Raw genomic sequence first — 22,066 nt, 5'->3', positions numbered from 1 at the left:
TGACCCAAGCTGACCTGCGCTGACCGAAGAATCCGCCTGCCCTTATAATTTCCGCATCCCCGCCCAGCAAGGAACGCACGCCCCATGTCCGCCGACACCATCGCCCTCAACAAAGCCATGACCAAGTTCGACCGGCACGACAGCGTCTGGCTGTTCGGCTACGGCTCGCTGATCTTCAAGGCCGATTTTCCCTTCATCGAGCGCCGCCCGGCGCACATCGTCGGCTGGAGTCGCCGCTTCTGGCAGGGCTCGCACGATCATCGCGGCACGCCGCACGCGCCCGGCCGCGTGGTGACGCTGATTCAGGATGACGGCGCCACCTGCGCGGGCATGGCCTACCTGATCACGCCGGAAGTGTTCGACCATCTCGACTACCGCGAAAAAAACGGCTATCTGCGCCTGTCGACCGATATCATCTTTGAGGACCACAGCAGCGCAGAAGGATTGGTGTATATCGCCACCGAGGAGAACGCGGCTTTCCTCGGCCCCGCCTCCGAGTGCGAGATTGCGCGCCAGATCGCCGGTGCACAAGGTCCCAGTGGGCGCAACGCCGACTACCTGCTTGGGCTGGCCGTGGCCTTGCGTGAACTGGGCAAGGAAGATACCCACGTGTTTGAAATCGAACGACACCTGCAACTGCTTAACGCCATCAATCAAGACGCATAAGCGGCTTGCCGCCGAATGACTACTGACGCGCCGCCAGCAACAACGCGCCGGCGCCGATGAAGAAACCGCCGGTCGCCTTGTTCAGGCGCGCGACGCCGCGCGAAGTGCGGATGAAGCGACGGATCTGCTTGCCGCACAGGGAATACACCGTGCTGGAAACAAACTCCGCGCACAGATAAATCGATCCCAGCACCAAAAATTGATGCGGCGCCGGACGTGCGGCATCGATGAACTGCGGGAAAATCGCGGCAAACAACATGATCGCTTTCGGATTGGTGATGCCAAGCAAGAACTCCTGCATCACCAGCGCACGCACGCTCTTTTGCACGGGAGCAGCCGCCCCTGCCTTTTCCACGCCGTCGGCCAGTTCCAGGCCGTGAAACTCGCGGCTGCGCCAGGCGCGATAACCGAGATAAAACAGATAGACGGCGCCCACCCACTTCACCGCCGTGAACGCGGTTTCGGAAGCCAGCAGCATGGCGCCGAGTCCCACCGCCGAAATCGTCAGGAAAATCGCAAACGCCGTCACGCGCCCGAAGGTCGCCAGCAAGGCCACGCCGACGCCGCGGCGGATGCCGTTGTTGAGCGCGCAAAAATTGTTCGGACCTGGCACCAGCGCCAGCATGATGGCGACAGGGATGAAGAAAAAGGCGTCCATTGCGATTCCGTCCGTAGCGTGGGAAGAGCGACGATTTTAACAGTCGCTCCGGTTTTCCGCTGCCCATCTTGTGCAGTCGAAGACCTGATGCGCATCGGTACTTCGATCAACAAAACGCTTGACAAGGCCAGTACACAAGCCTTACTTTACCTATTAGTTAATTAATAAACGAAGAAAGCCATGCCTCCCGACCATCTCAGCGCAACCTTCTCCGCCCTGGCCGATCCGACCCGGCGCGCGATCCTCGCGCGGCTGGCTTCCGGCGAAGCATCGGTGAAAGAATTGATGGCGCCGTTCGAGATCAGTCCACCGGCGATCACCAAGCATCTCAAGGTGCTAGAACGCGCCGGCCTGATCACGCGCGGACGCACGGCGCAATGGCGGCCGTGCAAACTTGAAGCGCAGCCCTTGCATGAAGTGCATGCCTGGATCGACCAGTACCGCCAGTTCTGGGAAGCCAGCCTGGATCGCCTTGAGGATTATCTGCGCGACTTGCAAGCCCAAAACAAAGACGCGATCACGGCAGAATCGCCCGCGGAACACATGCAGGAGATGCAACAAAAAGCCAAGACCGGCAAGAAACGTACTGCAAAACCCGTAGTCAAAAAATAACAAGCCGCCGCAACAGCGGCGCCCGTTTTTCATTCAGGCATTTGTCCCTGTATTTACCCCAATACTTTTGCGAACGAGGAGCAGACCATGCAATTGCATACCTATCTCAATTTCAACGGCCAGTGCGAGGAAGCCTTTCAGTTTTACAAAGAAATCTTCGGCGGCGACATCCAGTTCATGATGCGCAACGGCGACTCGCCCATGGCCAAGGACATGCCTGCGGAGCAGCACAACCGCGTCATGCACGCGCGCATCCAGATTGCCGGCCAGATCTTCATGGGTTCGGACGTACCGGAAGGCAATGCGGAAAAACCGCAAGGTTTCAGCATCACGATCAATACGCCGGATCCTGTCGAAGCAGAGCGTGTCTTCAACGCGCTGAATGTCGGCGCGGAAGTGCGCATGCCTTTGGAGGAAACCTTCTGGGCGGTGCGTTTCGGCATGCTGACCGACCGCTTCGGCATCCCGTGGATGGTCAACTGCGAACGTCCGATGCCGTCCTGATTGCGCCACCCGGCCGCCCATTTTCTATCATCCATCTGTGGAGACACGATGCTCAAAACCATCACCATCGTCCTTGCCGTCATCATCATCGCCATCCTGATCCTGGCCGCGCGCAAGCCGGACCGGTTCAAGGTGCAACGCAGCGCCAGCATCAAGGCCGCGCCGGAAAAGATCTTCCCTTACCTGAACAACATGCACAACTTCGCCGCCTGGTCGCCGTTTGAAAAACTCGACCCGGACATGAAGCGCAGCTATAACGACGTCGCCAGCGGCAAAAGCGCGACGTATGCATGGGAAGGTTCGGGCAAGGCCGGCCAGGGACGCATGGAAATCGTGGATGAAACCGTGCCTTCCAGAGTTGTCATCAAGCTCGACTTCACCAAGCCCTTCAAGGCCAGCAACACGGTCGAGTACACGCTGACCGCCAAAGGCGACGCCACCGAAGTGACGTGGGCGATGTCGGGCGCGGCGCCGTTCCCGGCCCGGATCGTCCACGTGTTCTGCGACATGGACAGCATGGTGGGCAAGGATTTTGAAACCGGACTCGACAACCTCAAGAACCTCGCCGAAAAACAATAAGACCAACGGCGATGCAACCTCCCTTCGCCGCCGGCGAGGGAAGCAATCAAGGAGAACACCATGACGGCAGCAACGCTTGCCATGCAGATGGCGACATCAACCGACCGCAGCATCGTCATCTCGCGCGTCATCAATGCCCCGCGCGAACTGGTCTTTGAGGCCTGGACCGATCCGGTACATATCGGCAACTGGTGGGGACCGAGCGGCTTCACTACGACAACCACGACCAGGGACGTGCGTCCCGGCGGCATTTGGCGCTTCATGATGCACGGACCGGATGGCACCGACTATCCGAACAAAATCCTGTACCGGGAAATCGTCAGGCCGTCACGGCTGTCTTACCTGCACACCAGCGACGACGACAGCGATCCCGGCTTCGAAGTCACCGTCACCTTCGAGGAACGCGATGCCGGCCGAACCGCCCTCACGCTGACCTCGCTGTTCGCCACCGCGGATATCCGCGACAAGGTGGTCCGCGAATTCCACGCCATCGAAGGCGGCAACCAGACTATCGACCGCCTCGAAGCCTATCTGCGAGGAGAAGCGCCATGAACATGCCATCGGCATTTGCTTCCCTGCCAGGTGCAGCGGGAGAACTCAGTATCACCCGCACCTTCGATGCGCCGCGCGAACTGGTCTTCCGGCTCTGGACCGACGCCGAACACGTGCGACGCTGGTGGGGGCCGCCGGCGCATCCCGCCGCCGTGCTGGAGATGGACGTACGCCCGGGCGGCGCCTGGCGCGGCTGCCTGCACGGCGTCGAGGACGGCCGCAAGCTGTGGCAAGGCGGCGTCTTCCAGGAAGTGAAGGCGCCGGAGCGGCTGGCGTTCACCTTTGCCTGGGACGAGGAAGGCGAACGCGGCCTGGAGACGCTGGTCACCATCGATTTCACCGAACAGGACGGCAAGACGCACATGCGCTTTCGCCAGACGCCGTTCCAGTCGGCGGCCGAACGCGACGGACATCAGGATGGATGGAACGGCAGCTTCGACCGTTTCGTCGACTATCTTGCTCGTACCGCTCTCTGATTCATATACACATTCAGCGACACCACATCATGACAACCGCACCCAATTTTTCCAATCCCGTCGGCAACGACGAATTCTTCATGAGCCGCGTCATCAATGCGCCGCGCGAGCTGGTGTTCCAGGCCTGGACCGATCCGCGTCACCTGACGCAATGGTGGGGGCCGAAGGGTTTCGACAATCCGGTCTGCGAACTTGACCTGCGCCCCGGCGGCCGGCATCGCATCACCATGCGCGGTCCCGACGGCACCGACTATCCGATCACGGGCGAATTCGTGGAGGTGACGCCGCCGTCGCTGCTGGTCATGACGATGGATTGCACGGAGCATCCGGCCGCGTGGCACGATATGATCGATCCGCAGCGCACCACCGCCAACCCGGCCGGCGTCATGCTGCAGACAGTGAGCTTCGAAGACCTGGACGGCAAGACGCGTCTGACCATCCGCACGCGCGCACCGACGCCGGCCATCCTTGAGGCACTGAAGAAGATGGGCATCAACGAAGGATGGTCGGGCAGCCTCGATCGCCTGGACGCGCTGATGGCGACATTGCAAGCCAACTGACCCAAACCGACAGGAGACGACATGATCTATCAGGGAAGCTGCCATTGCGGCGACGTTGCCTTCGAAGCCGAAGGCGAAATCGGGCCGGTGGTCGATTGCAACTGTTCTTACTGCAGCCGCAAGGGCACGCTGCTGTGGTTCATCGCGCGCGACAAGTTTCGGCTGAAGACGTCCGAGGACGCAATCACCACCTACCATTTCAACAAGCACGTGATCGACCATCAGTTCTGCAAGCGTTGCGGCTGCCAGGCTTTCGGGTTCGGCGTCGATCCTCAGGGCAACAAGATGACCGCGATCAATGTGCGCTGCGTCGAAGGCGTCGACCTGGATGCGCTCAAGCGCATTCACTACGACGGCCGCAGTGCCTGAGGCTCGCTGAAGGCAGCCTTCACGGGTAGTGTAAAATTCCGGTCCGCCTCCGACTCGCCGGAGCGGACCAGGGAAGCCATGAATATCACCATCAACGACGAACTCCTCCAATACATCGATCCGCTCACCGCCAACGAATACGCGGCCCTCGAACGCAGTCTGCTGGCAGAAGGTTGCCGCGACGCGCTGGTGCTGTGGGGCGAGGTGCTGGTCGACGGCCATAACCGCTACGAAATCTGCCGCAAGCACGGCATCGACTTCAAAACCGTGCAGAACACCAGCTTCGCGTCGATCGACGACGTCATGCTGTGGATGATCGACAACCAGCTAGGCCGCCGCAGCGTCACCGACTTCCAGCGCGGCGTGCTGGCGCTGCGCAAGCGCGACATCATTTCCGCCCGCGTCAAGGCGGAGATGGACGCCTCCATCGCCTCGAAAGATGCTTCCGCCTATGAACCGGTGGACGACGGTGCGGCCAAGCCTGCGGAAGATGCCGCGCCCAACGCAACCATCCCGAGCGCCTCGATCAAGACGCGTGAAGACATCGCGCGCGTGGCCGGCATCAGCAGCAACACCGTCGGCCAGATCGAGAAGATCCGCAAGACCGCCGCGCCGGAGCTGGTCGAAGCCGTGCGCGCCGGCACCATCTCCATCAATGCGGCAGCGGCGGTCGCTTCCTTGCCCAGCAACGAGCAGGTCAACGCCGTGGCCGGCGGCAAGAAGGAATTGCGCCAGGCCGCCAAGCTGGTGCGCGAACAGCAAGCCGCCAATCGCACGCCGCGTGCCCCGCGCGTGCAATCGGAAGACGGCGAATCGGATGGCGGCGCGCCCTTCTCCGGCTCATCCCCGGCCGGTAGCAATGATCCCGTCGCCTTGCGTGCGGAAATCGCCGCATTGAACGCGCGCGTCGCCGCCCTGACCGCAGAAAACCAGGCCTTGCAGGCCGAAGTCGACGCATTGCGCGGCGTCGCTGCCTGATTCGGATAACTGCGACGCATTTTGCCGACCTACACGCTTGCCGCCGCCGTCGAGGTCGAAGCGGAAATTCGCAAGAGCCGCTTCATCGGCATCGTCATGCCGGTCGACAGCCGCGAGGCCGCACAAACCGAACTGGAACGCCTGCGCGCGCAGCACCGCGCCGCCACGCACGTGTGCTGGGCCTTGATGGCCGGCGGCCAGTCGGGCATGTCGGACGACGGCGAACCCTCCGGCACCGCCGGGCGTCCGATGCTGGAAGTCTTGCGCCATCACGAACTCGATGGCGTACTGGCTGCCGTGGTGCGCTACTACGGCGGCATCAAACTGGGATCGGGCGGACTGGTGCGCGCCTACACCGACGCCGTGGCATCGGCCTTGAAGCAAGCCCATCGCATCGAACGCATTGCCTGGGCCGAAGTGGAAATCGTCATTGCCTATGCCGATGAATCGCATCTGCGCTACTGGCTGCAGCAAAAACAATACGCACTGATCGGCAGCAGCCACGACACGCTGGCGCGACTGCATGTGCGACTGCCCGCCGCCGAACTCGATCAGTTAAAGGACGCGTTGCCGCGACTGGCTTCGAATGCCTCGATCAGACAGATCATGTGATCCATCCTGGCGGACTCGGCCTCGCCGGGCCCCCGGGCACGCCCCCATAGCAAATCGAACTCGGCGACGATCAGGTGGTATTCGATCTCGCTGATCGCCGTCGGCGTACTGGCTTGTTGCTGGTTTGCCGGCATGATGCACCTCCCGTTGTCTTTCTTCCCGTTCTCTTTCTCTAACCCTGCTTCGCCGTCAGCCGGCGCGCCAGTGCTATCGCCGTCAGCGGCGCCAGTGCAAACAATCCGAACAGGCAATAGGCTGCCATGCGCGCGCCGTCGGCGCCGCCCGGCTCAGTGACAGATCCACTCAGACCGGCGGCATTGGCCGTCAGGCCGGCCAGGGCAGCGCCGATGGACATCGCATACAACTGCACCGTGCTGACGCCGGCCGAGGCAAGGTTCTCGTCACCGGCCCGCGCCGATTTCATCACGCGCGTCACCAGATGCGGCCAACCCATCCCGATGCCGAGTCCGACGCCGGCCAGCGCGATCGCAAAGCACACGCCCTCGGTCGCCGGAGCAATACCGTCGAGCACGTCCCCCGGCAGGAGCAAGGCCAACGCAGCCAGAGACAAGGCCATGATGGCAGGCCCGGCCCGCACCATGCGATCGGCATCCGCATCGCCGCGCCCCGAACTGAGCAGGGATGCAAGACTCCAGCCACCGGCCATGGCGGCCGTCATGTAACCGGCCTGCAGCGGCGAATAGGCGTGCAGCGTTTGCAAAAAATACGGCACGAAGATTTCGGTCATGCCGGCGATCATCAGCAAGGACAGGCAGGCAAAGACTTTCCCCATGGTGCTCGACAGGGTGTAAGCGCCGCTGGGCAGCAAGGCGACGCCCGGACGCCGGTCGAGCCGGGCCACCAGCACGCCCAATGCCAATCCTGCGGCCACGCCGAGCAGCTTGCCGCCGTCATCCTGCACTTGCCCGGCCAAAGCCACCAGCAATACGGAAACAGTGAGCAAGGCGATCTTCAGCAAGGGCATGCGCACGGCCGGCGCGCCGGTCTCTTGCCGGCCGCGCAACTGCGCCGCTACGATCAGCGCCTGCGCCAGCGACAGCGGCAACAAGCACCAGAACGCCAGACGCCATGCGCCGCTTTCGGCAAACACGCCGCCGACCGCCGGCCCGAGCAGCGTGGCGATCCCCCACATGCCCGACACCAGCGACACCGCGCGCGACCACAGGCGCGGTGCAAACACGATGCGGATCAAGGCATAGCTCAGGGCCGCCAGCAACCCGCCGCCGATGCCCTGCACGCTGCGTCCGCCCAGCATCCAGAACATGTCCTGCGCCGTGGCGCACAGGATGGAGCCGATTGAAAAAATCGCCAGCGCAAACAGATAAGTACGGCGCGGCCCAAGCACGTCGAGCAGTTTGCCGGTCAGCGTCGAACCGAAAATCGACGCCGCGACGAACAGCGTGATGTTCCAGGCGTAATAGTCCAGGCCGCCGATGTCGCGCACCACCGACGGCAGGATGGTGGTGACGATGTGGACATTGATGGCGTGCAGCGCGACGCCGCCGGTCAATGCCACGGCGCGCAGGGCGTTGCCGCCGGAAAGCAGTTCGGCCCAGCTGGCAGGTTCAGCGATGACAACGACATCGTTGCCGATGCAATTCGTATTTGCGATCTTGCTCGCGTCACTCATGGAGCACCTCGACATTCGGATGGAGAAAGCATAATATGCAAGCTTTTAATTGGATATTTATTCAAACGCATACTAAACCCGCCCCATGAAATACACAAGTAAAAACTTGGAAAATATCGATGCCATGCCAACGGCCGAGCGCATCCTGTTTCGCCTCAAGACCAAGGGTCCGGCATCCACCGCCCTGCTGGCGCAGGAACTGACGATGACGGCGGAAGCGGCGCGGCTGCAAGTGCAGAAGCTGCTGGCGGACGGTCTGATCGTGGGCGCGCAGGAAGTCTCCTCCGGCGCCGGACGGCCGAAGCAGAACTGGGAACTGAGTGCCGCGGGTCATGCGCGCTTTCCCGATTCGCATGCCTACCTGACGGTGCAACTGATCGGGTCGATCAGGCAATTGTTCGGCGACGAAGGACTGGATCGCCTGATCGCGCAACGCGAAGACGAGATGCGCAACGACTATGTGCGCGCCTGCCGGGGCATGAACGGCATCCCCAAAAGACTGGAGAAGCTGGCCGCCTTGCGCACGGCGGAAGGTTACATGGCGCGTGTCGAGAAGCAAGGCAAGGACTGGCTGCTGATCGAAGACCACTGTCCGATCTGCGCCGCGGCGCAAAGCTGCCAGGGATTCTGCCGCTCCGAACTGCAATTGTTCCGGGAAGCGATCGGCGACGAGGCGTCGGTCACGCGCGAAGAGCATCTACTGGCCGGCGCGCGGCGTTGCGTTTATCGCATTCACACTCCCGGCTAGTGTACTGTCCCGTAAATTTGTAGCATGATAAAAGTGGTGAAATCGGGGCGAGACAAGGAAAAAAGCGCAGCAAGGCCGGGGCCTTGCGAGCATTTTTGACGCCGTATTCGCCCCGATTTTCAACATCTTTTATGCTGCGAATTTACGGGACAGTACACTAACGCTCCTTGTCTCATATTGCTCCCCATCATGCGCGCTTCGTGTCAAAATCAGCGTCGCCAATCCGGATAACAATCATTTCATCCTATAAGGAAACAGCAATGAAGACAGCGATCACCGCCTGCCTGCTGGCACTGACGCTGGCGGCATGCAGCACCACGCCGCCGAACCAACAGACGACGCCGACCGGACAAGTCCCGCTGGCGCGCATTTATATCAAAAGCATGACGACGCAAATGCCTGATCTGGCCGAGGTACAGTTCTCGCGCCAGTCGGGATTTTTTGTCGGTAATTCTCCGGAAGTGCTGGCCATCAATGATGTGGTGCTGGCGGAAATCTGGCAGGGAGAACGCCTGAGCATCTGGCTCAAGCCGGGCACCAGCTATACCTTCAGCGTCAAACCCATGCATTCGCTCAACAGCAACTACGCGACGCCGCCGGCCTCGCTGACACTCGATCTCAAGACGCCGGGCGTCTACAAGGTACGCATCGCTTCCGACATGAAGGGACTCACGATGCAATCGGAGAAGTGAATCTTCGGGCAACCGTGAAATGAAAAAAGCGCGGCAGGCCCGCGCTTTTTTCATGTCTTTTGCCGAACGACAAACAATGCTGTCGCGCAATACGAAAATGCCCGCCGGAAGCGGCTTTTCACGGTTTTCGACACGCCCTCATTGCCGCAAAAAAACTATCCAGGCCAAATAACAACACTCCGTGAAAAATTAGCAATTCAACATGATTCTTCGCAGTCGGACGTCTTCTTCCGCACTAAGATGTGGAAAAAATGAACCAGAAGAAGAATGACATGCAAGACGAACTTTATCTGATCAAAGACGCCGAGGCAGGCGGCCGCCAGTTCGCGCTCGCCAAGGTGGTCATCACCCTGCTGCTGCTTTCCGCCGCCATCGCTACCCCTCTGGCAATGACGCCGCTGCTGCCGATCCCGGGCTACATGAGCGCATTCGGCATCGCCATGATCGTGATCAACATCATCCTCGGTGCACTGCTATACGCCAAAGGCCTGATCGAAAGCAAGGAGCGCACGATACGCCTGGGCACCGCCTACTTTTTCGTCACCGTCATTTTCATTCCGCTGATCGCGGCGTTTCCCGGCGGCCTGATGGCCGACCCCATCATCGGCACCACCAGCAGCGCAGTCTGGCTATGGTGCTACTGGCATATCGGTTTTGGCTTGCTGATCATCCGCTATGCGCTCAGCGCCGGCGACATGGCCGGCACCGCCTCGAGCGTGCGCATGTCCATCGTCGCGGTCGTCGTCGCGGTCGCCCTGCTGACGCTGAGCGCGACGATCGGTTTGCCCTATATGCCGGCAGTGTTCCGCAATGGCAAAAATTTCTTCGACGATTCGACGCTGGTCATCCCGGTGCTGGTGTTCGGCATCAATCTGATCGGCCTGCTCTGCGTCATGCGCATCCGCGATAACCGCCCTGAACGGTTGTGGGTCATGGTCGGCATGTTTGCCGCGTGCATCGACGTGTGGCTGACGCTGTACGGCGGTTCGCGCTTTTCGCTGGGCTGGTACTTCGCCAAGATCACCAGCCTGTTCACGTCGCTGGTGGTGCTGATTTCGCAGCTGTACGGCATCACGCGGCTCTACAACAGCATTGCCGGCGCCAACAAGATCCTCATGACGCAAGCCAATCAGGACGGCCTGACGGCGCTCTCCAACCGCCGCTGCTTCGACGAAGTACTGGAGATCGAATGGAATCGCGCCCGGCGCGACAAGCGCTCCCTGGCGCTGCTGATGATCGACGTCGACTTCTTCAAAAAATACAACGACTGCTACGGCCATCTGGCCGGCGACGACTGCCTGCGCCGGATCGCCGATCATCTGCTGGCCGTCATCAATCGTCCCGGCGACGTCGCCGCGCGCTACGGCGGTGAAGAGTTCGTCGTGATACTCCCCAATACCGACGCCGACGGCGCGCGACTGGTCGGCGAGCGCCTGCTCTGCAACTTGTCGCAGGCGGCGATTCCGCATGCGCAAAACCTGCCGTCCGGCCACGTCACGCTCAGCATCGGCGTATCGGCCATGGTGCCCGGAGCAGGCAGCAGCACGACCATGCTGGCTTTGGCGGCAGACAAAGCCCTCTACGAAGCCAAGGAACACGGCCGCAACCAGATCCGTACCGCAGCGCAAGCGAGCATTGCACCCGCGACCGTCACCGCCTATCTGCCGGGTTGAGCGTGCCGGGAGGACCGCTGGGCAACACTGATATTCAACAACCCGATAACTGATATTGGGAATCAAAATTGGAAAAAAGGGGCTGGAACACGCATACTGCAACGCAACATAAACCACTTTCTTGCGGAGCCCGCCATGCGTATTCTGATCGACATCCTGCCTTACACCCTGCTGATCGCTGCAATGGTCGCGCGCTACTTCGCATCGACTCGCTGATCCGCTTGTCGGCATCGACCGCTCCTGCCGGATGTTCTACCTGATGCAGGCCTGAAGCGGTCGTCGAAGCAACATCAAAGGGCAGAGTTCATCTGCCCTTTTTGTTTTTCAGGCCGTATCCCCTCCCGTATCGGCCCCGCTCCATTGCATTGCCACCCCATCTTTACAATCTTTTCCACCTGTTCAAGAAAAGCCTCGCACCGTCGATATGCTCCTGGGGCCTTGTCGCCTCTTGCTGATACTCTCCCTGCTTTTCATTTACCTTGAAAGATTGCTCATGCGGCGCATCATGACCATCCTCCTCTCTGCGGCACTGGCGCTGGCGCTCAATGGCTGTGCCTGCGCGCCGGGATTTGTGGGTTTTGACAGTCGCTGCGGCTTTCTCAACTTCCCCAGCGGACAACCTTAAGATGTCTTTTCACTTGTAAATACAGGTTAATTTTCATCCCGGATTAGGGCCTTGCCTGCCTCAGCGCAGCGCAGCGCACCGGGCAACACAATGTGCATTGCAACAAAAAATACTGTCTGCTTGACATCGGCGCGATCAGCCCAGATGCGATGCCAGCCAGGATCGCAAATCGTCCTGAACGCGCAGACGCCGCGCCATGGATTCATTGAAAATCTCGTGATAGGCGTCCTCGTAGCAATGCAGGCATTTGTCGACCTGCGGCACGCCGGCAAAAAACGAACGGCTTCCCTGCGGATCGACGAAGGCATCGTCGCCGGCAATCTGCATCAGCAACGGCAGCGTGAACGTGCCGGCATCGCGCTGCACCTGCGCCATCGCCGACAGCATGAAATTGACCACCCGCGCCGCGACCTTGCCGTGATTCAGGGGGTCGCTGCGATATCTCTGCACCACCTCCGCATCATGCGAGACCAGTTGCGCCGGCAGGCTGGTCGGCACGGCTAGGCCGGGTGCAATGCGGGTGGTCAGCGCCAGCAGGACTTTCTGGAAAGCGCTCATGCGGATCGCCAGCGCCGGCGACGACAGCAGCAAGCCGCGCACCTTCGACAAGCCGCCGGTGGCGAAACGCGCCGCCACCAAGCCGCCCATACTGTGTCCGAAAAGAAACGGCGTGGTGTCGCACTGCTGCGCAAAATCGTCGAACACCAGCTTCAGATCGCTCAGGAAATCGGCAGCGCTGCGCAAACTGCCGCGCGCCCCGCCCGATCGCCCATGACCGCGATGATCGTGAATGCGCACCGATAAACCGGCTTCGTGGAACAGGCCGGCCAGTTCGCCGTAGCGCCCTCCGTGCTCTCCCAGTCCGTGCGCGAGGACGATGGCGCCGCGTGGTTCGGGGTGTCGCCGCTCCCGGTAAAACAGGGCCGTACCGTCGCCGGCCTGGAGAAATCCGGTATTTTCGTTATTGTCGGGCATGAAGACTCGGGATCATAAGTGGGCTTGACTGTATGTATGCCAATACAGTGTACATGCCCACATCCCCGGACAACCGGAAAAGAACATGCTGGTTGACGTCAAACCAACCGACATATTCTTGCGCCATCAGATGGGAATGCGCAGTGTGCGCATTCCGGAGGATTGGTGTTGGTATATTTTTTAACCGCCAACTCCGGTGTGGAGAGCAGATAGTACGGGCGTCGCGGCATGCCCACAAATCGGACGATGCCGGATTGGTTTGTAGGACAAGCTCCGGCTGGCGCCGATCGCTTTTTCCGTGTAGCGTTTCCGCATCGGCGGACACCGGCAGGACGGGAAACTCAGGCAGCTCGCGCCGCACTGCCTCGGCGCGACGAAAACGTTTGCTGCGACGTATCGCCAGCTGCAGGCTGGCTACCCATGACAACGGTCGCGGATGCACCACGGCGCGCAAGGCGCCAAATCCGTGACAGGCGTCGCACAGCACGGCGATAATGCTTGTCCGCCATTCATTTCTCTTCAGATGCAGCTACCCATCAAACTCGCCAGCACCTTCCTGCTGTTTCCGGCCAATATGCTTTTGCTGGCTGCACTCGGCCTGCTTTTGCGTCATCGCTGGCGCCGCGCAATCTGGCTGAGCTGGTGCGCGCTGGCCTTGCTCTGGCTGTTCAGTACGCGCGCCGGCGCCCTGCTGCTGCTGGCGCCGCTGGAAGCGCAATCGCCTGCCATTGCCGACGTCGGGAACCTGCCGTCGACGGCACAGGCGATCGTTGTCCTGGGCGCCAGCAGGCAGTCGCAGGCCCCGGAATACAATCATCAGTATGTCCCCAATTATCTGGCTCTGGCCCGGTTGCGATATGCCGCAAAACTTCATCGGGACACTCGCCTTCCCGTGTTGATTACCGGCGGAAAAACCAACGACGCTACAGAAAGCGAAGCCGAAGTCATGGCCCGCAGCCTGCGCGACGACTTCGGCGTGACTGCGCGCTGGCTGGAAAACGAAGCCATGGATACGGCGCAAAATGCTTCCCTTTCGGCAATCCTGCTGCGGCAGGCTGGAATACAACGAATCATGCTGGTAACGGATGCGATGCATATGCCAAGGGCTTTGGCGAGTTTCCAGAAAACGGGGCTTGAGATTACCGCCGCGCCGACCGTTTTCTTCAGCCATGAGCGGCTCGTGCCTTACGACTATGTCCCTAGCGGCGAAGGCTTGCGACGCAGCAACTACGCCCTGCACGAATGGATAGGCCTGCTCTGGTACAAGTTAAGGTAGAAGATCAGATAAAGCCCATGAAAGCCGCACTAATCGCGGCTTTCTTTTTTCCTGGCACGTTTAAAGTTAGTCTGTTGCAAAGCCGTTAATAACTAAAAACGCCAACACGGGGTATGGCTATCCAAATTTTCAAGGCATGCGCAGACATGCCTCGCCACCGTCATTATTCATCAAGGAAAACTTTGGAGATCATCGGATGAAACTCTCATTCAAACAACGGCTGTGGACACCGCTCGTGATCAGCCTGATCGCATTGCTGGCCATCTCCATTTTTAACGCATTCCACGCGCGCGACATCCGTCTGGAAGAGCGTAAAAAGGACTTGATCAACGTCGCCCAAGTCGCCATGAGCAGCATCAAGGAATACGGCGAACTGGCGAAAAGCGGCACAATGAGCAAGGAAGAAGCGCAAAAGGCGGCGATGCAGCGCGTGAAAAACATGCGCTACGGCACCGATGGCTACTTCTCGATTTCCAATTCCTCTTCCGTCACGGTCATGCACCCGATCAAACCGGAGCTCAACGGCAAGGATCTGTCGACCTTCAAGGATCCCAACGGCACGCTGGTGTTCGTGAACATTTCCAAAGCCGGCGCCAAAACCGACGGCGATTTCGTCAGCTACGTCTGGCCCAAGGTCGGCTCCCCCGATCCGGTGCCCAAGACTTCTTATGTACTCCGTTACGAGCCATGGGACTGGATCGTCACGACCGGCGTGTACGTCGACGACATCAATGCCGCCTTCATGCGCTCGCTCTACGAGGCCGCAGCCATCTTCACCGGCATCGCCATCGTCCTGATCGGCCTGGTCGTGTTGAATAACCGCAGCATTTTGCGCACCATCGGCGGCGACCCCGGCGACGCTGCGGAGATCGCCAACCGCATCTCCGACGGCGACCTGACGCTGAGCATCCACACGGCGCCGGGCGACACGTCCAGCCTGGTCTATGCCTTCAAACGGATGCGCGATTCATTGACGCACACCATCGCCAACATCAAGTCCTCGGCCGACACCATCGCCACGGCGTCGAGCGAAATCGCCAGCGGCAACCTCGATCTCTCCAGCCGCACCGAACAGCAGGCCGGTTCGATCGAAGAAACCGCCTCGGCCATGGAAGAGCTGACCTCGACCGTGAAGCAAAACGCCGACAACGCGCGCCAGGCCAATCAACTGGCCGTATCGGCATCGGAAGTCGCCGTGCAAGGCGGCGCCGTGGTCGGTCAGGTGGTCGATACCATGGGCTCGATCAACGACTCGTCGCGCAAGATCGTCGACATCATCAGCGTCATCGACGGCATCGCCTTCCAGACCAATATCCTGGCCTTGAACGCCGCGGTCGAAGCGGCGCGCGCCGGCGAACAGGGCCGTGGCTTCGCGGTGGTCGCGTCCGAAGTGCGCAGCCTGGCGCAACGTTCTTCCGCGGCGGCGAAAGAAATCAAGACCCTGATCGACGACTCCGTCGCCAAGGTCGACGTCGGCAGCAAGCTGGTGCAGCAGGCCGGCGAAACCATGAACGAAGTGGTCGCCAGCGTCAAGCGCGTGACCGACATCGTCGGCGAGATCAGCTCGGCCAGCCAGGAACAAAGCGCCGGCATCAGCGAAGTCGGCCAGGCGATCACGCAGATGGATGAAGGCACGCAGCAGAATGCAGCGCTGGTGGAACAAGCAGCGGCGGCGGCGCAGTCGCTGCAGGATCAGGCTGCCACATTGGCCAATCTGGTCGGTCGCTTCAAGCTGGATGCAACGCAGGCGCATCAGCTTGCCGCCGCCACGCCGACAGCCAAGCCGGTGCAGGCGCGCAGCACCGGCGCAGCAAAAGCGGTCGCAGCCAAACCTGCGGTCGCCATCTCCAAAGCAAAACCAAAACCGGCGACAGCAGCGGCACCTCGCCTCAACAACGCCGGCGCCAAGCCTGCCGGCGCGTCCAAGGCTGTGGCGCCCGACTCGGATTCGGATTGGGAAACTTTCTGATTCGCTGATCTCGGGTTGCCGGCGGGTTTGCCGGACGACAAGAAAAAGGGCTTGCATGTGCAGGCCCTTTTTTGTTGCCGTTGCTTGTTCTCCATGCGAAGCACATTCTTGCGCGCACTTTTTGCGCAAGCCACGGTCAAAGTCGGAAATAGGCTTAAAATAAGTCACGCAAGCCTCTGCGTCAGGCATCTTGCCTGAGTGTCTGTGCAGTCCAGAAGTGTGTTTGACAGGTCCGCCTGTCGGGTCCGTTTAAGGAAAAGAGACATGGCGAACTCACCCAAAAACATCTCCAGCCTGATGTGCGAACTCAGCGTCGCGCTTGCCGACCTTGCCGAAAAAATGAGCAATCTGGCAATCAGTCTTGAAAACCAGTATCTCGATTCGGATGCCGAAGAGCCGGTCGCCATGCTGGAAGCAGCGCGTTCGACGATAGAGAAAGCCAAAAGCAGCTGAGCCTGGAATCAATCCCGCCGTTGCAAATCGAACAAGCCATCGCATCGTCCCACGCCAGCTTGTCTCCTTGTCTCTCATGCAAACGATTGCCGGTACGTCATCTCCCGATCGCATGATCGATCCAGAATTTCTCCCCTTCCGCCTGCACCCGTTCCACAATGAAATCCGCCACCACGTTGACCCGCAAAATATCGCGCGCGTCGGCATGGGTGATCAGCCAGTAAGAGCGGTATAGCCGGATCTCCGGCAGCAACCGCACCAGCCTGTTCTCGCCGCGCGCCATGAAGCACGGCAGCACGCCCGGCCCTGCCCCCCCGACCACCGCCGCCATCTGGCTGATGATGTTGGAAATCCGGATGCGCGGTCGCAGCGCAGGCGAGATTTCGGAAAGATAGTCCAGCTCGCGCGACCACATCAGGTCTTCCACGTAACCGACCCAGGCATGCTGTTCCAACTGCGCCTTGTTGTCGATCACGCCATGCCGTTGCAGATAATCCTGCGCGGCGTAAATCCCCAGCTCGTAGTCATTCAGGCGGCGCGCATAAAGCCGCCCCTGCTCCGGGCGCGTCATGCTGACGGCGATGTCGGCTTCGCGCTTGGACAGGCTGAACATGCGCGGATTGGCAATCAGCTCCACCTCCAATTCGGGATGTTGTTGCGCCAACAAGTTCAGCTGCGGCGCCAGGAAATAAGTGCCCCAGGCTTCCGGCGTGCCGATGCGGATCGATCCGGTCAGGCCTTGCGCGGGGTCGTCCTGGCGCGCGCGGATACGCACGGCCAGGCTTTCCATGGCTTCGGCATCGACCACCAGCCGCTCGCCTTCGGCCGTCAGGGAATAACCGGCCGAGCGACGATCGAACAATACCGCGCCGATCGCTGCTTCCAGGCCGGCGATACGGCGGCTCAGGGTCGAATGATCAATGCCCAGCCGGCGGGCCGCCACGGTCAGACGGCCCGCGCGCACCACGGCGAGAAAGGCTTGCAGGTCGTTCCAGTCGAACTTACGCATCATATTTTTGCATGGGATTTTTTGCACATGAAGTGTGTGAGATTCGGCATTTACCGCGAAAAATCCCAATGCTACTCTTTTCCAGGCTGCAACCGCGTAGATGAAAATCCGCGGACGCCATCACCATAACGACAACGCCAGGAGACAGCATGACAACCATGTTCCAACAATTGAAGGCGTTGGTCGAAGCCGGCAAACCGGTGCGCGTCGGCCTGATCGGCGCCGGCAAGTTCGGCTCGATGTTTCTGTCACAGGTGCCGCGCACACCCGGCGTGCATCTGCTGGGCATTGCCGACCTCTCGCCCGCACGCGCGAAACAGGCGCTGGCGCGCGTCGGCTGGAAAGACGACATGCATGCGGCACGTTCATGGGACGAAGCGCTGCGCGACGGCAGCACCTTCGTGCAGGACGATGCCGAGGCGATGATTTCGCATCCGCAGCTGGACATCGTCATCGACGCCACCGGCAGCCCGGCGGCCGGCATCCGTCACGCCCTGTTGTGCTGCCGGCATCGCAAGCACATCATTATGGTCAACGTCGAAGCCGACGCCCTCGCCGGCCCGCTGCTGGCGCGCCGCGCCGCCGAAGCCGGGATCATCTATTCGATGGCCTACGGCGATCAGCCGGCGCTGATCGCCGAGCTGGTCGACTGGGCGCGCACTTCCGGCTTCGAGGTCGTCTGCGCCGGCAAGGGCACCAAGTATCTGCCGGTCTATCACCAGTCGACGCCGGACACCGTGTGGGGCCACTACGGCTTCAGCGAAGCGCAGGTGGCCTCGGGCGACTTCAATGCGCAGATGTTCAACTCCTTCCTCGACGGCACCAAGTCGGCGCTGGAAATGGGCGCGGTCGCCAACGCCTGCGGCCTGACGCCGGGCGCAGACGGACTGGCCTTTCCGCCCTGCGGCGTCGATGACCTGCCGAACATACTCAAGCCGGCATCGGCCGGCGGCATCCTGTCGCATTCGGGCACGGTGGAAGTGGTGTCCTCGCTGGAGCGCGACGGCCGACCGGTGTTCCGCGACCTGCGCTGGGGCGTGTACGTGACCTTCGAAGCGCCGAGCGATTATGTGCGCGACTGCTTCGCACAGTACGGTCTGAAAACCGACGCAAGCGGCCGCTACGCCACCATGTACAAACCCTATCACCTGATCGGCCTGGAGCTGGGCATCTCGGTCGCCAACATTGCCGTGCGCGGCCAGCCGACCGGCAACACATTGACCTTCAGCGGCGACACCGTGGCCACCGCCAAGCGCGATCTCAAGCCCGGTGAGAAGCTCGACGGCGAAGGCGGCCACATGGTCTACGGCAAGCTGATGCCGGCGGTGGATTCGCTCAATGCGGAAGCGTTGCCGATCGGGCTGGCGCATCATCTCATGCTGCAACGTCCGGTTGCTGCCGGCCAGACCGTGCGCTGGGGCGACGTCGCTGTCGACGGCAGCCTGGAGTCGATCCGCATCCGCCGCGAGATGGAAGAACTGTTCCGCAAGGAGATGGGATTGGCGGCGCCGCGCACCATGGCCTGATCTTCACGTCCATAAAAAAACCGCCGTGCAATGAATTGCGCGGCGGCTTTTGTCTTTCAGGAAGACGACGATCAGAAGTCGTATTTCAACTCGGCAAACAAGGTTCGCTCCGGGAACGGATGGAACAGAAAGTAATTCTTGTTGGTGAGATTGTCGATCCCGACCGCCATGCTCCAGTGCTTGTCGACCTTGTAGCGTACCCGTGCATCGAACACCATGAAGCCGTCGAAGCCCTGGTAGGTGTGCGTGTTGACGTCGCTGTTGTCGACCGTCGCGTAGAGGCGTCCGCTGTAACGTCCCGCCAGCGTATAAGCCCATTTGTCGTCCGGACGATACGTCCCCACCAGCGTGGCGCGCCATTCCGGCACATAGGGCGTGCGCTTGCCGACCGAGGTCGTGGTGGTCGACACGAAACTGCTGTTGGCGAGGATGCGCGCGTCGACATAGGTCACGCTGCCATTGATCTCCAGTCCCCTGATCAGCACGTCGTCTTTTTGCAGGACCAGTTCGACGCCGCGCTGGCGCGTCTTGTCGACGTTCTGCGTGAAGGACGACACCACCGAGCCCAGCGTGGCCGTTTGCGAAATCAAGGCATCGGAGACTTCTTCCTGGAACAGCGACAGGCGCAGCTTGCCCTTGTCGAGCGCGCGTTCGATCGCCAGTTCGCTCGACAGCACGCGTTCCGGTTTCAGGTTGGGATTCGGTTGACGGAAAATGCCGTCGCTGCCCTGCACGTTCTGGTAGAGCTCGCCGACGGTCGGAAAGCGCAAGGCCTTGCCGAACGATCCCGTCACCTGCCATTGATCGTCAGGCGCCCAGGCCACCGACAGCTTCGGCGAGAATCCGGAATTGCGCACTTCCGGCTGGTTGATGCCGCCGCTCGCCACGGCATAGTTGTAGCCGCCGAAAGCGCGCCACCATTCGTAACGCCCACCCAGAGTCGCCTTCCAGTTTTCGGACAGACGCCAGACGTCCTGCGCCCACAGCGCGCTGGTCTCGGTCTTGCCGCGCGAGTCGACCGACAAGGCGCCGTTGCCGCCGGAAATCCAGTTGCCGGTCAGGTAGGTCGGGCTGACCAGCTTGTACTGATCGTAGTGGCTGCCGAAACTGACGATATGTGCGCCGTTATTGCCTTGCGGCCGCCAGATGCCTTTGAGGTCGAGCGTGTTCCAGCCGGTGCCGCTGGCATCGGCAATGGTGCCGGCGCCGCCGTTTTGCGCGGCAGGATAGGCGCCGGTCGAGGTACGAGTCTGGTCCTTCGCGACATAGAAACTGCTGGCGATGGCTTCCCAATCCCAGGCGCCTTGCGTCTTGCTTCTGACGGCGAGGCTTTGCATCCATTGCTCCTGCTCGGTGTTGTTGCTGGAGAAAGCGCTGGTGTAGACCGACGCGCCGGCGGCATTGGTCAGGTAGGACTGCGCATGCGCGTTGGCCTGGTTCTGCCAGTAACCCAGCGTATAAGTCGCCGTCAGGGTCGGCGAGAAATCGTAGGCCAGCTTGATCTTGGCGTTGTCCTGGACCGTGTGCGTCAGGTTGCCGGCGCCAAGGACGTAGATGTTCTTGCCGGTGCGGTCCTGCGTGAGGATGGCGCCGCTGCTGCCCGCCGGTGCGCTCGCTGCCGTGATGTAGGTCACCGGCTGGCTGTAGCTGTCCAGATGATTGGCGCTGAGCCACCACGACCAGTCGCCGCTGCGGTTGCCCAGCGTGGCGGCGAATTCTTGCGAGCGATAGGTGTTGCTGGTGCCGTACTGGCTGAAATCCTGGAAGGCGGCATTGGCTTTGACGCTGGCTTCGAAGTGATCCGGCATGCGCGTGGTGATTGCGGTGACGGCGCCGTAAGAGTTGCCGGGATACTGTGCGGCGAAGGGACCGTACAGCACGTCGATGCGCTCGATCTCTTCCGGCGCGACCATGAACCAGCGCGGCGAACCGTTGCCGTTATTGTTGTTGATCAGCGCCGACAGCAGCATGCCGTCGGCATAAATCAGGCTGCGCGCGCTGGCATTGATGCCGGTGGTGCGCGTGGACATCGGCGCTTGCGTGTCGCCGATGAAACGCTTGCGCACCATCACGCTGGGCATGTACTTCAGGGTGTCTTCGACATTCATCGCATTGATGGTGTCGGCGACTTTGGCGGCGGTGATGCTTTCGGTGGTGGTGGGCAGCTTGTTCTTTTCGCTGACGGATTGCGATTCCTTGACGACGACCTCCGGCAAGGCGGCGTCGCTGCCTTCGGCCTGGCTCAGCGGGCTCCAGGCGGCGATCAGCGCGAGCAGTAACGGACGCAACTGCGGACGCAAGGTTCCCGGGAATGGTGTGGATGTTTTCATGTGATGGTGACCGGCGGCTCCTGCACGTTGCGCGACAAAGCAGGTGCGTGCAAAAGCGTGTGAATAAAATGTGTTTGGACTCGCTTGCCCATGGACCCGGCAAGCGGCAGACAAGCTTCAGGCCGCCGCGGGTGGTGCGCGCGACGGCGCTACCGTCCATGCAAACAAGGGCTGCGGCGCGCGATAGAACAAGCGCGGCAACAAATGGGACATCGTGAAGATCGTTTCATTGACGGCGACGCCGGGTGGCGGCGTCAGGACGTCGGCATGCACCAGGCAATAGGGACAATGCGCCGACGCGACGAGCCTTTCGTCACCGGAAGCAGGCGCATCGGCTTTTTTGCCGCCGAAAGCGCTGCAGATTTCCATCCAGAACCTTGCCGATGACGGTTCAGCGGAAAAAGCGCGCGACAGCGTCGGCGCAAGCACCATCAGCAGCACCGCAAACATGGCGGTCCACGCGGCGATTTTTTGTTTGATTGTCGATCTCTTCCCCATCCGGCGACTTTAGCATGCGGGGATGTCGCAGCGCACTGCGGCGGAGTTCGGCAAAAGTGATGAAACGGTGAATCA

The 22,066-nt window shown here is 61.0% G+C and carries 23 protein-coding genes; 17 read left to right on the top strand and 6 right to left on the bottom strand.

Going from position 1 to position 22,066, the window contains the following annotated elements; translation table 11 throughout:
• Nucleotides 1-84: 84 nt before the first annotated feature.
• Nucleotides 85-666: a gamma-glutamylcyclotransferase gene (locus PMI16_RS13885; protein ID WP_007880490.1), complete on the top strand. Its 582-nt coding sequence runs from the start codon at nt 85-87 to the stop codon at nt 664-666.
• 19 nt (nt 667-685) lie between these two features.
• Here PMI16_RS13885 and PMI16_RS13880 read toward each other — a convergent pair whose 3' ends face one another.
• Complete coding sequence (locus tag PMI16_RS13880) at nt 686-1,324, bottom strand: LysE family translocator (RefSeq protein WP_007880488.1); 639 nt, start codon at nt 1,322-1,324, stop codon at nt 686-688.
• 180 nt (nt 1,325-1,504) lie between these two features.
• On the opposite strand from PMI16_RS13880, the gene PMI16_RS13875 reads away from it, so the two are divergent.
• The 9 genes from PMI16_RS13875 (at nt 1,505) to PMI16_RS13835 (ending at nt 6,566) form a co-directional block, all read left to right on the top strand.
• Entirely contained in the window at nt 1,505-1,936 is a 432-nt protein-coding gene (locus PMI16_RS13875) for an ArsR/SmtB family transcription factor (protein ID WP_007880487.1), read from the top strand.
• Nucleotides 1,937-2,023: 87 nt separating this feature from the next.
• A complete protein-coding gene (locus tag PMI16_RS13870; RefSeq protein WP_007880486.1) occupies nt 2,024-2,440 on the top strand; it encodes a VOC family protein in 417 nt (138 codons plus the stop codon).
• Between the two features lie 48 nt (nt 2,441-2,488).
• Nucleotides 2,489-3,019 carry an SRPBCC family protein gene (locus PMI16_RS13865; protein WP_007880485.1) on the top strand — a complete coding sequence of 177 codons (531 nt, stop codon included), beginning with the start codon at nt 2,489-2,491 and terminating at the stop codon, nt 3,017-3,019.
• 60 nt (nt 3,020-3,079) lie between these two features.
• Nucleotides 3,080-3,571 (top strand): SRPBCC family protein, encoded by a 492-nt coding sequence (locus PMI16_RS13860; RefSeq protein WP_007880484.1) that lies wholly within the window; start codon nt 3,080-3,082, stop codon nt 3,569-3,571.
• Nucleotides 3,568-4,047, top strand: coding sequence for an SRPBCC domain-containing protein (locus PMI16_RS13855; RefSeq protein ID WP_007880483.1), 480 nt, complete (start codon nt 3,568-3,570; stop codon nt 4,045-4,047). The genes PMI16_RS13860 and PMI16_RS13855 overlap by 4 nt, the downstream gene beginning before the upstream one ends.
• Before the next feature lie 29 nt (nt 4,048-4,076).
• On the top strand, nt 4,077-4,607 hold the full coding sequence (locus PMI16_RS13850; RefSeq protein WP_007880482.1) for an SRPBCC domain-containing protein: 531 nt from the start codon (nt 4,077-4,079) through the stop codon (nt 4,605-4,607).
• 21 nt (nt 4,608-4,628) lie between these two features.
• Entirely contained in the window at nt 4,629-4,976 is a 348-nt protein-coding gene (locus PMI16_RS13845) for a GFA family protein (RefSeq protein ID WP_007880481.1), read from the top strand.
• Nucleotides 4,977-5,054: 78 nt separating this feature from the next.
• A complete protein-coding gene (locus tag PMI16_RS13840; RefSeq protein WP_007880480.1) occupies nt 5,055-5,954 on the top strand; it encodes a hypothetical protein in 900 nt (299 codons plus the stop codon).
• A gap of 21 nt (nt 5,955-5,975) precedes the next feature.
• Entirely contained in the window at nt 5,976-6,566 is a 591-nt protein-coding gene (locus PMI16_RS13835) for an IMPACT family protein (protein WP_007880479.1), read from the top strand.
• 172 nt (nt 6,567-6,738) lie between these two features.
• On the opposite strand, the gene PMI16_RS13830 is transcribed toward PMI16_RS13835, so the two are convergent.
• The gene (locus tag PMI16_RS13830; RefSeq protein WP_007880476.1) at nt 6,739-8,217 is read right to left on the bottom strand and encodes an MFS transporter; all 1,479 of its coding nucleotides are present in this window, start codon (nt 8,215-8,217) and stop codon (nt 6,739-6,741) included.
• 85 nt (nt 8,218-8,302) lie between these two features.
• Here PMI16_RS13830 and PMI16_RS13825 point away from each other — a divergent pair, with 85 nt between their 5' ends.
• The 3 genes from PMI16_RS13825 (at nt 8,303) to PMI16_RS13815 (ending at nt 11,330) form a co-directional block, all read left to right on the top strand.
• Complete coding sequence (locus tag PMI16_RS13825) at nt 8,303-8,965, top strand: helix-turn-helix transcriptional regulator (protein WP_007880474.1); 663 nt, start codon at nt 8,303-8,305, stop codon at nt 8,963-8,965.
• A 260-nt stretch (nt 8,966-9,225) separates the two neighbouring features.
• Nucleotides 9,226-9,657 (top strand): hypothetical protein, encoded by a 432-nt coding sequence (locus PMI16_RS13820; protein WP_007880473.1) that lies wholly within the window; start codon nt 9,226-9,228, stop codon nt 9,655-9,657.
• A gap of 272 nt (nt 9,658-9,929) precedes the next feature.
• On the top strand, nt 9,930-11,330 hold the full coding sequence (locus tag PMI16_RS13815) for a GGDEF domain-containing protein (RefSeq protein ID WP_162131125.1): 1,401 nt from the start codon (nt 9,930-9,932) through the stop codon (nt 11,328-11,330).
• Between the two features lie 760 nt (nt 11,331-12,090).
• Here PMI16_RS13815 and PMI16_RS13805 read toward each other — a convergent pair.
• Nucleotides 12,091-12,930: an alpha/beta hydrolase gene (locus PMI16_RS13805; protein WP_007880471.1), complete on the bottom strand. Its 840-nt coding sequence runs from the start codon at nt 12,928-12,930 to the stop codon at nt 12,091-12,093.
• A 466-nt stretch (nt 12,931-13,396) separates the two neighbouring features.
• Between PMI16_RS13805 and PMI16_RS13800 the strand changes: the two genes are divergently transcribed.
• From PMI16_RS13800 to PMI16_RS13790, 3 genes are all read left to right on the top strand, one after another.
• On the top strand, nt 13,397-14,206 hold the full coding sequence (locus tag PMI16_RS13800; RefSeq protein ID WP_237719863.1) for a YdcF family protein: 810 nt from the start codon (nt 13,397-13,399) through the stop codon (nt 14,204-14,206).
• Between the two features lie 196 nt (nt 14,207-14,402).
• A complete protein-coding gene (locus PMI16_RS13795; RefSeq protein WP_007880469.1) occupies nt 14,403-16,175 on the top strand; it encodes a methyl-accepting chemotaxis protein in 1,773 nt (590 codons plus the stop codon).
• A 264-nt stretch (nt 16,176-16,439) separates the two neighbouring features.
• Complete coding sequence (locus PMI16_RS13790; RefSeq protein ID WP_007880468.1) at nt 16,440-16,628, top strand: hypothetical protein; 189 nt, start codon at nt 16,440-16,442, stop codon at nt 16,626-16,628.
• Between the two features lie 97 nt (nt 16,629-16,725).
• On the opposite strand, the gene PMI16_RS13785 is transcribed toward PMI16_RS13790, so the two are convergent.
• The gene (locus PMI16_RS13785) at nt 16,726-17,640 is read right to left on the bottom strand and encodes a LysR family transcriptional regulator (protein WP_007880465.1); all 915 of its coding nucleotides are present in this window, start codon (nt 17,638-17,640) and stop codon (nt 16,726-16,728) included.
• Between the two features lie 146 nt (nt 17,641-17,786).
• Between PMI16_RS13785 and PMI16_RS13780 the strand changes: the two genes are divergently transcribed.
• On the top strand, nt 17,787-19,163 hold the full coding sequence (locus PMI16_RS13780; protein WP_007880461.1) for an NAD(P)H-dependent oxidoreductase: 1,377 nt from the start codon (nt 17,787-17,789) through the stop codon (nt 19,161-19,163).
• Nucleotides 19,164-19,234: 71 nt separating this feature from the next.
• On the opposite strand, the gene PMI16_RS13775 is transcribed toward PMI16_RS13780, so the two are convergent.
• Both PMI16_RS13775 and PMI16_RS13770 read right to left on the bottom strand, forming a co-directional pair.
• On the bottom strand, nt 19,235-21,493 hold the full coding sequence (locus PMI16_RS13775) for a TonB-dependent receptor (RefSeq protein ID WP_007880455.1): 2,259 nt from the start codon (nt 21,491-21,493) through the stop codon (nt 19,235-19,237).
• A gap of 117 nt (nt 21,494-21,610) precedes the next feature.
• Nucleotides 21,611-21,943: a DUF2946 domain-containing protein gene (locus PMI16_RS13770; RefSeq protein ID WP_007880454.1), complete on the bottom strand. Its 333-nt coding sequence runs from the start codon at nt 21,941-21,943 to the stop codon at nt 21,611-21,613.
• Nucleotides 21,944-22,066: the final 123 nt, after the last annotated feature.

This window comes from Herbaspirillum sp. CF444 (assembly GCF_000282135.1).
In the GTDB taxonomy this organism is placed as follows: Bacteria; Pseudomonadota; Gammaproteobacteria; order Burkholderiales; family Burkholderiaceae_D; genus Herbaspirillum.
The sequence above is the reverse complement of the archived record's forward strand: the minus strand, read 5'-3'. Positions and strand labels throughout refer to the sequence as shown.

What these genes read in the sequence shown, in the direction of transcription:
- PMI16_RS13885 (WP_007880490.1), top strand. Translation starts at nt 85, where the DNA reads ATGTCCGCCGACACCATCGCCCTCAACAAAGCCATGACCAAGTTCGAC.
- PMI16_RS13880 (WP_007880488.1), bottom strand. Translation starts at nt 1,324, where the DNA reads ATGGACGCCTTTTTCTTCATCCCTGTCGCCATCATGCTGGCGCTGGTG.
- PMI16_RS13875 (WP_007880487.1), top strand. Translation starts at nt 1,505, where the DNA reads ATGCCTCCCGACCATCTCAGCGCAACCTTCTCCGCCCTGGCCGATCCG.
- PMI16_RS13870 (WP_007880486.1), top strand. Translation starts at nt 2,024, where the DNA reads ATGCAATTGCATACCTATCTCAATTTCAACGGCCAGTGCGAGGAAGCC.
- PMI16_RS13865 (WP_007880485.1), top strand. Translation starts at nt 2,489, where the DNA reads ATGCTCAAAACCATCACCATCGTCCTTGCCGTCATCATCATCGCCATC.
- PMI16_RS13860 (WP_007880484.1), top strand. Translation starts at nt 3,080, where the DNA reads ATGACGGCAGCAACGCTTGCCATGCAGATGGCGACATCAACCGACCGC.
- PMI16_RS13855 (WP_007880483.1), top strand. Translation starts at nt 3,568, where the DNA reads ATGAACATGCCATCGGCATTTGCTTCCCTGCCAGGTGCAGCGGGAGAA.
- PMI16_RS13850 (WP_007880482.1), top strand. Translation starts at nt 4,077, where the DNA reads ATGACAACCGCACCCAATTTTTCCAATCCCGTCGGCAACGACGAATTC.
- PMI16_RS13845 (WP_007880481.1), top strand. Translation starts at nt 4,629, where the DNA reads ATGATCTATCAGGGAAGCTGCCATTGCGGCGACGTTGCCTTCGAAGCC.
- PMI16_RS13840 (WP_007880480.1), top strand. Translation starts at nt 5,055, where the DNA reads ATGAATATCACCATCAACGACGAACTCCTCCAATACATCGATCCGCTC.
- PMI16_RS13830 (WP_007880476.1), bottom strand. Translation starts at nt 8,217, where the DNA reads ATGAGTGACGCGAGCAAGATCGCAAATACGAATTGCATCGGCAACGAT.
- PMI16_RS13825 (WP_007880474.1), top strand. Translation starts at nt 8,303, where the DNA reads ATGAAATACACAAGTAAAAACTTGGAAAATATCGATGCCATGCCAACG.
- PMI16_RS13820 (WP_007880473.1), top strand. Translation starts at nt 9,226, where the DNA reads ATGAAGACAGCGATCACCGCCTGCCTGCTGGCACTGACGCTGGCGGCA.
- PMI16_RS13815 (WP_162131125.1), top strand. Translation starts at nt 9,930, where the DNA reads ATGCAAGACGAACTTTATCTGATCAAAGACGCCGAGGCAGGCGGCCGC.
- PMI16_RS13805 (WP_007880471.1), bottom strand. Translation starts at nt 12,930, where the DNA reads ATGCCCGACAATAACGAAAATACCGGATTTCTCCAGGCCGGCGACGGT.
- PMI16_RS13795 (WP_007880469.1), top strand. Translation starts at nt 14,403, where the DNA reads ATGAAACTCTCATTCAAACAACGGCTGTGGACACCGCTCGTGATCAGC.
- PMI16_RS13790 (WP_007880468.1), top strand. Translation starts at nt 16,440, where the DNA reads ATGGCGAACTCACCCAAAAACATCTCCAGCCTGATGTGCGAACTCAGC.
- PMI16_RS13785 (WP_007880465.1), bottom strand. Translation starts at nt 17,640, where the DNA reads ATGATGCGTAAGTTCGACTGGAACGACCTGCAAGCCTTTCTCGCCGTG.
- PMI16_RS13780 (WP_007880461.1), top strand. Translation starts at nt 17,787, where the DNA reads ATGACAACCATGTTCCAACAATTGAAGGCGTTGGTCGAAGCCGGCAAA.
- PMI16_RS13775 (WP_007880455.1), bottom strand. Translation starts at nt 21,493, where the DNA reads ATGAAAACATCCACACCATTCCCGGGAACCTTGCGTCCGCAGTTGCGT.
- PMI16_RS13770 (WP_007880454.1), bottom strand. Translation starts at nt 21,943, where the DNA reads ATGTTTGCGGTGCTGCTGATGGTGCTTGCGCCGACGCTGTCGCGCGCT.